This window comes from Variovorax sp. J31P207, from assembly GCF_030316965.1.
Lineage (GTDB): Bacteria > Pseudomonadota > Gammaproteobacteria > Burkholderiales > Burkholderiaceae_C > Variovorax > Variovorax ginsengisoli_B.
On sequence record NZ_JASZYN010000013.1, the window covers coordinates 174990 to 184431 of the forward strand.

A 9442-nucleotide genomic window follows, 5' to 3' on the forward strand; every position below is an offset into this window, starting at 1 on the left:
CTCATTCCTCTTCGAAGAGCGCGATTTCCTGACCCTCGCGCACAGGCGCGCCTTCTGCGATGAGGATCTCGCGAACGCGGCCAGCCTCGGGGGCCACCACGGGGATCTCCATCTTCATGGATTCAAGAACCATCAAAGTGTCGTCAGCCTGAAGCACATCGCCCGGCTTCACCAGGATCTTCCAGACGGTGCCGGTGATTTCGGAGCGGATCTTTGTCTCAGTGGTCATGTTCGAGTGCCTCGTGATGTGGCGGCGGAGCGCCGATGTGCGAACTTTAATCGACATTCAGATTGTTGACAAGCTGAATGTGCCCATGATCTAATCCGGGCACTGCAGCAACGCCGCTGCGCATTGAAAGGCGGACACTTCCGCCGTACTGGAGACAAAAGGCCATGCCCCTATCCCATACCGACGTACGCCGCATCCTCGAAATCCTCGACAGCGCCGCTCACCTCGAATCCCTCGACGTCACCGTGGGTGATTTCGAACTTCACGCCCGCAAGCCCGGCGCCTCCTCGGCTCGGGTCGAGCGGGCTCCCCAGGCCACCTCGAGCCGCATCGCCGACTCGACGCGGAAGTCCGAATCCCCGGACGGCGCCTCCAACGCCGCCGCCCCTGACGCCATGATCGAAGTGCCAGAAGGCCTGGTCGCGGTGCGCTCACCGATGGTCGGCAGCTTCTATCTGCGGCCGAGCCCGGACCAGCCGCCCTTCGTCGCAGTCGGCAGCTCCGTGCAGGCGGATGACACGGTGTGCCTGGTCGAGGTCATGAAGATGTTCAACACGGTCAAGGCCGGCGTCGCAGGCACGGTCGAGCGCATCGTGATCGAGAACGGCAAGCCGGTGCAGCACGACCAGATCGTGATGCTGATCAAGCCAACGCAGGGAGCCTGACCATGAGCAAGACTGCTTCCACCCCCGTCGCAAAGCGCGACATCCGGCGCGTGTTCGTGGCCAACCGCGGCGAGATCGCAGTGCGCGTGATCCGTGCCTGCCGCACCCTCGGCATCGAGGCCGTGGTCGGTGTGTCCGAAGCCGACACCGAGACGCTGGCCGCCAGGATGGCCGACAAAGTCGTCGTGCTCGGCCCGCCGCTCGCCTCCGAAAGCTATTTGCGTGCTGACAAGATCGTCGAGGCGGCGCTTCAAACGGGCTGCGATGCGGTGCATCCCGGCTACGGCTTCCTCTCCGAGCGTTCGTCTTTCGTACGCGCCTGCGTCGAGGCCGGGCTGGTCTTCGTAGGTCCCTCCGCCGACGCCATCGATGCGATGGGCGACAAGATCACGGCGGTGGGCCTGGCCCAGAAAGCCGGCGTGCCCCGCGTACCGGGTTCGGGGGCGCTGTCCGACGTGGCGCACGCGCAGCGCGTCGGCGCGGAGATCGGCTACCCAGTTCTGATCAAGGCCACGGCCGGCGGCGGCGGCCGGGGCATGCGCATCGTGCGCGACGAGAGCGAACTTGAATCTCTGATGAGCTCGGCGTCCAACGAAGCGCAATCCGCATTCGGCGATGCCACGCTGTACATGGAAAAGTTCATCGAGCATGCGCGCCACATCGAGATCCAGGTCATGGCCGACATGCATGGCAACGTGGTCTACCTGGGCGAGCGCGAGTGCTCGACTCAGCGCCGGCACCAGAAGCTCATCGAGGAGGCGCCCTCGCCTGCCGTCGACGAGGCAATGCGCCGCGCCATGGGCGAGTGTGCCGTGAGCCTGACGCGCAATGCCGCGTACTGCGGCGCCGGCACCATCGAGTTCGTGGTCGACCAGCGCGACAACAAGTACTTTTTCCTGGAGATGAACACGCGCATCCAGGTGGAGCATCCGGTGACGGAGATGATCACCGGCTTCGATCTGGTGGCCGAGCAGATCCGCGTCGCGGCCGGGCTGCCGCTGTCGTTCACGCAGGCGGACGTCCTGTTGAAGGGGCATGCGATCGAATGCCGCATCAACGCGGAGGACCCGGACCGCAACTTCCTGCCGCGCCCAGGACTGATCTCCCGCTGGGACGTGCCTTCCGGTGAGGGCATCCGTGTCGACAGCCACTGCTACGCGGGCTACACGGTGCCGCCCTACTACGACTCGCTGCTCGGCAAGCTGATCGTGCATGCGCCGACGCGCGAGCAGGCCATCACCCGCATGCGGCAGGCGCTCGGCGGGTTGCGGGTAGAGGGGCCCTCGACCACCGCGCCCTTCCACGACGCGGTGCTCGCACATGACGATTTCCTGAAGGGCAAGGTCACGACGCGCTGGGTAGAGGAAACCTTCCTGCCGCAACGCAAGGCGGCACAGAAGGCCGCCGCCCAGGCCGCCAAGGCGGCGCAGCCCGAAGCGGGAGTCCAGCCATGACCGGTGCCGTGTTGCATTACACCGACGTCAGTCTGACCGACGGCCAAAGTACACGCTGGGACGGCGGCATGACGACCCCCATGGCGCTCGCCGTCGCCCAACGGCTGGCCGCCACGCAGCCCGCGGCGGTCGAGGTCGCGTCCCTGGCGACGCTGCAACAATCCGTGGCGCGCGGCGAAGACCCCTGGCAGCGCATCGAGCTGCTGCGCGAACGCTGCCCCGGCGTTCCGCTGCGTGCGGCGCTGTCGCTGCTGACCGACCACGGCAAGCGCGGCTGCGATGTCATTGCGACCGCTGTCGCCACGCTCTGGATGCGCGAACTGGCACAGCGCGGTGTCTCCGAGCTTGTCCTGATCGACCCGCTGCTGGACATCGAGCGCATGGCGCCGGTGCTGAAAGTGGCCAAGTCGCTGGGCCTGACGACAATTGGCGCGCTGCCATACGCGCAGGAGTCGACGCACAGCAACGAGGAGTTGCGTGGGAAAGCGTCCGCCCTCTCAGGTGCCGGTGCCGACCGCGTGATGCTTCGTGACGAAGCGGGCCTGCTGACCGCCGACCGATTGGCAACCCTGCTGCCCGTCCTCCGCCGCGGTCTCGGCAAGACGCCGCTCGACCTGCACCTGCGCTGCCAGACGGCGCTCGCACCCATGGTCGCGCTCGAAGCGCTGCGCCTGGGCATCGACGGGCTTGACACCGCGTTCGCGCCGGTGGCGAATGGGGCGTCGGTGCCGGCGCTCGGCACGCTGCTGAGATCGTTGCGCCTGTTGAAGCAAGGCACGCCCGCCAGCGGCCAGTTGCTGCACGCCGTCGGGGAGGTTGACCGCCTTCTGTCGGAGATGGCCGATTGCCACGGCTTCGAGGCGGCCCTCCCCTGGGTTTTCGATCTTGCGCCCTATGCACACGAACTGCCCGGCGAGATCGCCGCGCAGTTGATGCGGAAGCTGGCAGAAGCCGGCCTCGCGCACCGGTTGCATGCCTTTGCCAACGAATGCGCCCGCGTGCGCAACGAAGTGGGCGCACCGCCGATGCTGCCACCCTTTGCGCGGTCGATTGCCGAGCAGGCGCTGCTGCATCTACAGGGCGTGACCCGCTTTGCCGAGATTCGACCTGGCGTGCGGCGTGCCCTGCAACAGGTCTACGGCGCGACGTCGGGCAGTGTTGATGCCAGTCTCTTGCGACGCGTCGGCGCACTGCCGAAGGCGCCCGAACTGTCGCTCGCTGAACTGCGCGCGGCATGCTTCGACGCGAGCGATGCCGCGTTGGTGATTTCGCAAACCTGCGGCGTGGCACCTGAGGCGGTGCCCGCTCCCGCTTCGCCCGAAGCATTGCGCTACGTCGGCATGACGCCGGCGGAAGCCCTCCTGGCCGGACTCACGGCACGCGTCGCGCCCTATGCGCAACTCAGCGTCCAGGGCCCCGGCGTCTCGATCCAACTCCAAGGCACGGAGGGCTGAAGCCATGCTCGACCATCTGAAGAAACTCGTCGCCGCCGAAACCACGCGCACCGGCAAGCGCCGCACCGTCCACCTGACCGACGACACGCTGCGCGATGGGCAGCAATGCCTGTGGGCCACCCGCATGCGCACCGAGCACATGCTGCCGATTGCCGAGCGCATGGACCGGGCCGGCTACCTCTCGATGCAGGCGATCGCGCTGGTCCAGTTCGATGCGAGCGTGCTGTTCCTCAACCAGGACCCCTTCGAGCGCATCCGCCTGCTGAGCCAGCGGATCCGGAACACGCCGCTGCGTGCGGCCATACGCAGCAACCTGATGCGTGGTTTCTTCCCGGTGGCCGACGACATCACCGACCTCTTCGTCGAACGACAGATCGCCAACGGAATCAAGGAAATCGGGCTCTTCGATGCACTGATGTGCAACGACAACCTGGCTTCGAGCATCGCCACCGCACATCGGCTCGGCGCCGATGTGACCCTCCTGCTGGGATACAACATCGCGCCCGGCTACGACGACGCCCTGTACGCCAGCAAGGCGCGCGAAGCTGTCGAGCGCTTCGGCGTGCGGACAGTCGCCCTCGCCGATGCGGCCGGCATCCTGACGCTGGAACGCGTGCGCACGCTGGTGCCGGCGATCAAGCAGGCGATCGGCGACCGGGCCCGGCTGGAGTTCAACACCCACTGCCTGACCGGACTCGGACCGCTGCTTGCGATCGAGGCCGCCGTGCATGGTGCCGACAGCATCCTGACGGCGGTCGATCCGCTGGCCAACGGCAACTCGCTGCCGGCGGCCCAGATGATCGCCCGCAACCTGCGCGAGATCGGCCTCGAGGTCGCGGTCGACGACGGCCTGCTCGACGAGGTCGGCGCGTACTTCGGCGCCCTGGCCGCCCGCGAGGGGCAGCCGGTTGGCGTGCCGGCCGAGTACGAGCCCAGCCACTACATCACGCAGTTCGCGGGCGGCGCGATGAGCAACCTCGAATCGCAGCTCAAGCTCGCCGGCATGCCCGACAAACTGCCGGCCGTGCTGGAGGAGATCGGTCGGGTGCGCGTGGAGCTCGGCTCGCCGATCATGGTCACGCCCTATCCCGCCATCGTCTCCGCGCAAGCAGTCATGAACGTGCTCAACAACGAACGCTACAAGGTCGTGCCGGATGAAGTAAAAAAGTACGTCTGCGGCTATTTTGGTGAACTTCCCCTGCCGGTGGATGCCAACGTGAAGGACAGGATCATCGCCAACGGCTCGAAGGACGTGGCCTTGACGCCGCCGGCGATCGAACCCGTGCTGCCGGGCCTGCGTGAGCGCTACAAGGACATCGGCGACGACGAGCTGCTGCTGCGCTACATGTACGGCGACGAGAAGATCAACGGCCTCGCGCCGACCGCGACGGACGACAGCTTCAGTCTGTACCACCCGGTGGTCGACCTCGTGGATGGTCTCGCCCGGCGCGAGAGTACCGCCCAGGTGCAGCTGGCCGGCAGCGGGTATTCGCTGAGCGCCAATTGAAGGCCTGGACGACGACCGTTCCAGGCGTGGGCCGGCCAGCGAAACGGGGAATTCTCACGACAGCAGCCAGACGAACGCGAGGCCAGTTGGTCATCGAGACGATGAACCTCGGCACGGACGACGACCCCAGGATGGTGCGGATCGGCCACCAGGCCGGCAACGGCGAGGGCGTGCCCCTGCTGCTGTTCAACGGCATCGGCGGCAACATCGAGCTGTTGGCGCCGCTGGCGGAGAAGATGCCCGAGCGCGAGGTCGTCGTGTTCGACATTCCGGGCGTCGGCCAGTCGGACCTCCCCCGCTGGCCCTACCGCCTGGGCGGAGTCGCCCGGCTGGCGGCGAGCATCCTCGACCGCTTCGGCCTCGACAAGGTCGACGTGCTGGGCGTCTCCTGGGGGGGCGCGGCAGCGCAGGCCTTCGCCTGCACCTGCAGCCAGCGCTGCCGCCGGCTCATCCTTTGCGCGACCGCACCGGGCGTGGTGATGATTCCCGCCAGCCCCGGCGTTCTGTGGAAGATGGCGACGCCCAAGCGCTACATGAACGCCGACTACGCGCGCACCATCAGCGGCGAGATCTACGGCGGCGACTTCCGCCGCAACCCGGCGCTGGCGGCCGAAATGTTCCGCCACGTCAAGTACAAGTCGCGGCTGGGCTACTACCTGCAGTTGCTGGCCGCTTCGGGCTGGACCAGCATCCACTGGCTGCCGACGCTGTCTCAGCCCACTCTGCTGATGGCTGGCGCCGACGATCCGCTGGTGCCGCTCGCCAATGCGTGGCTGATGCACAAGCTGATCCGCAAGTCGGAACTCAAGGTCTTCGATTGCGGGCACATGTTCCTGATGACCCGGGCCGACGAGTCGGTCGCGGCCATCCGTGAATTCCTCGACAAGTCGTGACCGGCCCAGAGCCTGTCCCCCCCGAAACCCTCACTGCCATGAACACCCCTGACATCACCTTCCAATCCCTTGCGGGGCTCGCCGGCCAGCGCATCGGCTCCTCATCCTGGATCACCCTAGACCAGGCGCGCATCGACGAATTCGCCCACTGCACGAACGACACGCAATGGATCCACGTGGACGTGGAACGCTCTACCAAGGAGAGCCCTTTCGACGGCACCGTCGCTCACGGCTTCCTGACGCTGTCGCTGCTGGCGCCGACGGTCTTCGACGTCCTCATCTCGCGCATGCAGCTCAAGCAGGCGGTGAACTGCGGGCTGGACAAGGTCCGCTTTCTCGCCCCGGTGCGCGCCGGGAAGCGGGTACGCAACCACATCAGCGTGGTGTCGCTGGAGGACAAGGGCAACGGGCGCCATCTGCTTACCACCGAGAACACCGTGGAGATCGAGGGCGAGGAAAAGCCCGCCCTGGTGGCCAACGCCACCGCGATGCTGATCGCCTGACCCCTGGCCAGAAAGAGACGAGGAGACAAGCATGACAACGAAATCATCACCCAGTGAGACGACCGGCCTGAGGAAGACGACCGCGGCGCCGAAGCGCCGGCGCGCCGCCGCCGAGCCCATGGCGGTGGTCAACGAACTCACCGACCTGATCGAACGGGCCAGCGAGAACACCTTGACGCCGAACCCGCTCATCGGGCTGCGGCCTGCCGACTTCGCGGAAGCCGCGCAATCGCTGCTCAAGCTGGCGACGGTCTCTCCGGGCGCCACCGTCGGATCACTCGCCCGGTACGCCAAGACACTCAGCCAAGTCGTGCAGGGCCGCTCCGAACTGGCGCCGGACCCGAAGGATCGGCGCTTCGCCGACCCGGCGTGGCAAGGCAACTTCGCCTACAAGCGGCTGATGCAGAACTACCTGCTCACGCATAGCGAGATGAACAGCCTGATCGCGCATTCCAAGCTCGGCGACCGGGAGAAGGGCCAGGCGCAATTTCTTACCGCGCTCGTGACCGATGCGCTGGCGCCGAGCAACTGGCTGGCGGGCAATCCAGCGGCGGTGCGCAAGATCGTCGATACCGGCGGCAGCAGCGTCGTGAGCGGCCTGAAGAACCTCGTGCACGACATGCGGCACAACCACATGATGCCGATGCAGGTGGACAGCACGCCTTTCAAGATCGGTGAGAACATGGCGACCTCGCCCGGCCAAGTCATCTACCGCTGCGAGACCTTCGAGCTGATCCAGTACACGCCCACCACGCCGCAGGTGTACCAGCGCCCGCTGGTCATGGTGCCACCCCAGGTCAACAAGTTCTACGCCGTCGATCTCGCGCCGGAGAAGAGCCTCGTGAAATGGACGGTGGACAGTGGCGTGCAGATGTTCATGGTCAGCTGGCGCAACCCCACGGCCGAACATCGCGATTGGGGTGTCGAGCACTACGCGATGGCGCTGGACGCGGCGGTCGACGTGGCGCGCCAGATCACCGGTAGCCCTGACGTGAACATGTGGGGCTCCTGCTCGGGCGGGATGACGCTGGCGGCCTACCTCGGCTGGCTCGCGGCGCTCGGGGACCGCAAGGTGGCGAACGTTTCCTGGGCCGTGTGCGTGCTCGACGGCGCCCGGGCGATGAACGACACCACGCTGGGCCTCTTCAATTCGCCGGCGGCCGTCCGAGCCGCGCGAGCCCGCTCGCGCAGCAAGGGCGTGGTGGAAGGGTCCGAGATGGCCAGCATGTTCGCCTGGCTGCGGCCCAACGATTTGATCTGGAACTACTGGGTCAACAACTACCTGCTGGGCAACAAGCCGCCGGCCTTCGACATCCTGGCCTGGAATGCGGACACCACGCGGCTGCCGGCGCGCTTCCATTCAGACCTGCTGGACATCATGGAGAAGAACCCGTACGTCCGACCGGGTGCCATGGCTGTCCGCGGCGTTCCGATCGACCTGTCCAAGGTGGACATCGGCGCCTACGTGATCGGCGGCATCACCGACCACATCACGCCGTGGAAGAGCTGCTACGGCACGGCGCGATTGTTCGGCAAGGAATCGACCTTCGTGCTCGCCAATGCCGGCCATCTACAGAGCCTGATCAACCCGCCGGGTGCCCCCAAGGCCTTCTTCTCCACCGCCCCGAGCCGCCAAGCCGACCCGGACGATTGGGCGCGCACCGCGGTGCGCCATGAAGGCAGCTGGTGGCCGCACTGGCGGGCGTGGATGCAGGCGCGCTCGGGCGACCAGATCGCCGCACCCACAAAGCCCGGCTCGCGCGTAAACGCCCCTCTTTGCGCTGCGCCTGGAGACTACGTGAGGCAGAAGTAGACGAGAAATACCAGCACTGACCGGAGAGGAAACACTTTGTCATTGGACGTGCAGCGCGCCGGCGCGGATCATCGGAAGGCATGCGAGGGCATGGCAATGCGTCCGCTTGGCGTGCCTGCGCTGATCGTGGAGGCAAGGAAATGAGCGAAGCAATCTACTGTTTCGACACGGCTACGGTGCGGTTCGCGATCTACCCCGAAGGCCCTGCCGGCGAGCGAGTCATCGTCGAGATCGCGGAAGACCCGCTGCGGGATCTGTTCGGCGCAGAGGGCGGCGGTGACACCCTGGTGGAGGCCTACAAGACACACGCCGCGATCATCGACGCTTGCGCGCTGGAGCGTCATCATGAGGCGCCTCATCGCCCCGTTCTGCTGGAAACCCGGGATTTCGAGGCGCTGGAGCACTTTGCCGGCTCTTGAGCCGCGACCGGCGAAGCACCCGCGGCGCCTCACCAGCTTGCCAATTCGCGGCGTCAGTCCGGACGGTTCATCCTGCAGCTGGTCGGCATTTCCGCACGGCTGGCGGGAATCGACTTGATGACCCGGAAGCCGTAGCCCGAGCCCTCGACGTCGAACTTGACGCCGGGCGCGCCCTGCCGGTCCATGACGCCGACCACCAGCGGCTGCTGGAACTGGTGGTCCGCGGCGCGCATGTGGCCGCGCTGGCCGGCCAGGGTGACGTCGGCCTTCTCGAGGGCGCGCGCCACGGCGACGGTGTCGACGCTGCCGGCCCGCTCGATGGCCTGCGCCAGCGCCTCGACGAGCAATTGCATGCGCATGTGGACGTAGTCGTCCGAAGGCTTCGGGAAGCGGGTGCGGAAGTCGCGGTAGAAGGCCTCGCTCTGCGGCGTCTGCACGTTCGGCAGCCAGTCGGCCACCGCCACCACGCGCCCGATGCCGGCATCGCCGATGGCCGCCGGCGCGC

Annotated in this window: 10 protein-coding genes; 8 read left to right on the forward strand and 2 right to left on the reverse strand. The window is 66.8% G+C overall.

Going from position 1 to position 9442, the window contains the following annotated elements; genetic code table 11:
• Nucleotide 1: 1 nt before the first annotated feature.
• Nucleotides 2-229 (reverse strand): biotin/lipoyl-binding carrier protein, encoded by a 228-nt coding sequence (locus QTI68_RS32220; protein WP_286527491.1) that lies wholly within the window; start codon nucleotides 227-229, stop codon nucleotides 2-4.
• Between the two features lie 164 nt (nucleotides 230-393).
• Here QTI68_RS32220 and QTI68_RS32225 point away from each other — a divergent pair, with 164 nt between their 5' ends.
• The 8 genes from QTI68_RS32225 (at nucleotide 394) to QTI68_RS32260 (ending at nucleotide 8937) form a co-directional block, all read left to right on the forward strand.
• Complete coding sequence (locus tag QTI68_RS32225; protein WP_286527493.1) at nucleotides 394-894, forward strand: acetyl-CoA carboxylase; 501 nt, start codon at nucleotides 394-396, stop codon at nucleotides 892-894.
• A gap of 2 nt (nucleotides 895-896) precedes the next feature.
• Entirely contained in the window at nucleotides 897-2348 is a 1452-nt protein-coding gene (gene accC, locus QTI68_RS32230; protein ID WP_286527495.1) for an acetyl-CoA carboxylase biotin carboxylase subunit, read from the forward strand.
• Complete coding sequence (locus tag QTI68_RS32235; RefSeq protein ID WP_286527497.1) at nucleotides 2345-3802, forward strand: beta/alpha barrel domain-containing protein; 1458 nt, start codon at nucleotides 2345-2347, stop codon at nucleotides 3800-3802. The genes accC and QTI68_RS32235 overlap by 4 nt, the downstream gene beginning before the upstream one ends.
• A gap of 4 nt (nucleotides 3803-3806) precedes the next feature.
• Nucleotides 3807-5309, forward strand: a complete 1503-nt coding sequence (locus QTI68_RS32240) for a carboxylase (RefSeq protein ID WP_286527499.1) — start codon at nucleotides 3807-3809, stop codon at nucleotides 5307-5309.
• Nucleotides 5310-5410: 101 nt separating this feature from the next.
• On the forward strand, nucleotides 5411-6202 hold the full coding sequence (phaZ, locus tag QTI68_RS32245) for a poly(3-hydroxyalkanoate) depolymerase (RefSeq protein ID WP_286527501.1): 792 nt from the start codon (nucleotides 5411-5413) through the stop codon (nucleotides 6200-6202).
• A 38-nt stretch (nucleotides 6203-6240) separates the two neighbouring features.
• Entirely contained in the window at nucleotides 6241-6705 is a 465-nt protein-coding gene (locus QTI68_RS32250) for a MaoC family dehydratase (RefSeq protein ID WP_286527502.1), read from the forward strand.
• Nucleotides 6706-6736: 31 nt separating this feature from the next.
• On the forward strand, nucleotides 6737-8518 hold the full coding sequence (locus tag QTI68_RS32255; RefSeq protein WP_286527504.1) for an alpha/beta fold hydrolase: 1782 nt from the start codon (nucleotides 6737-6739) through the stop codon (nucleotides 8516-8518).
• 140 nt (nucleotides 8519-8658) lie between these two features.
• A complete protein-coding gene (locus QTI68_RS32260; RefSeq protein ID WP_286527505.1) occupies nucleotides 8659-8937 on the forward strand; it encodes a hypothetical protein in 279 nt (92 codons plus the stop codon).
• Between the two features lie 53 nt (nucleotides 8938-8990).
• Here the strand turns inward: QTI68_RS32260 and QTI68_RS32265 are convergent.
• Nucleotides 8991-9442, reverse strand: a 452-nt coding sequence (locus tag QTI68_RS32265; RefSeq protein WP_286527507.1) for an ABC transporter substrate-binding protein, incomplete at its 5' end; no start/stop codon positions are given.

What these genes read in the sequence shown, in the direction of transcription:
- QTI68_RS32220 (WP_286527491.1), bottom strand. Translation starts at nt 229, where the DNA reads ATGACCACTGAGACAAAGATCCGCTCCGAAATCACCGGCACCGTCTGG.
- QTI68_RS32225 (WP_286527493.1), top strand. Translation starts at nt 394, where the DNA reads ATGCCCCTATCCCATACCGACGTACGCCGCATCCTCGAAATCCTCGAC.
- accC (WP_286527495.1), top strand. Translation starts at nt 897, where the DNA reads ATGAGCAAGACTGCTTCCACCCCCGTCGCAAAGCGCGACATCCGGCGC.
- QTI68_RS32235 (WP_286527497.1), top strand. Translation starts at nt 2,345, where the DNA reads ATGACCGGTGCCGTGTTGCATTACACCGACGTCAGTCTGACCGACGGC.
- QTI68_RS32240 (WP_286527499.1), top strand. Translation starts at nt 3,807, where the DNA reads ATGCTCGACCATCTGAAGAAACTCGTCGCCGCCGAAACCACGCGCACC.
- phaZ (WP_286527501.1), top strand. Translation starts at nt 5,411, where the DNA reads ATGAACCTCGGCACGGACGACGACCCCAGGATGGTGCGGATCGGCCAC.
- QTI68_RS32250 (WP_286527502.1), top strand. Translation starts at nt 6,241, where the DNA reads ATGAACACCCCTGACATCACCTTCCAATCCCTTGCGGGGCTCGCCGGC.
- QTI68_RS32255 (WP_286527504.1), top strand. Translation starts at nt 6,737, where the DNA reads ATGACAACGAAATCATCACCCAGTGAGACGACCGGCCTGAGGAAGACG.
- QTI68_RS32260 (WP_286527505.1), top strand. Translation starts at nt 8,659, where the DNA reads ATGAGCGAAGCAATCTACTGTTTCGACACGGCTACGGTGCGGTTCGCG.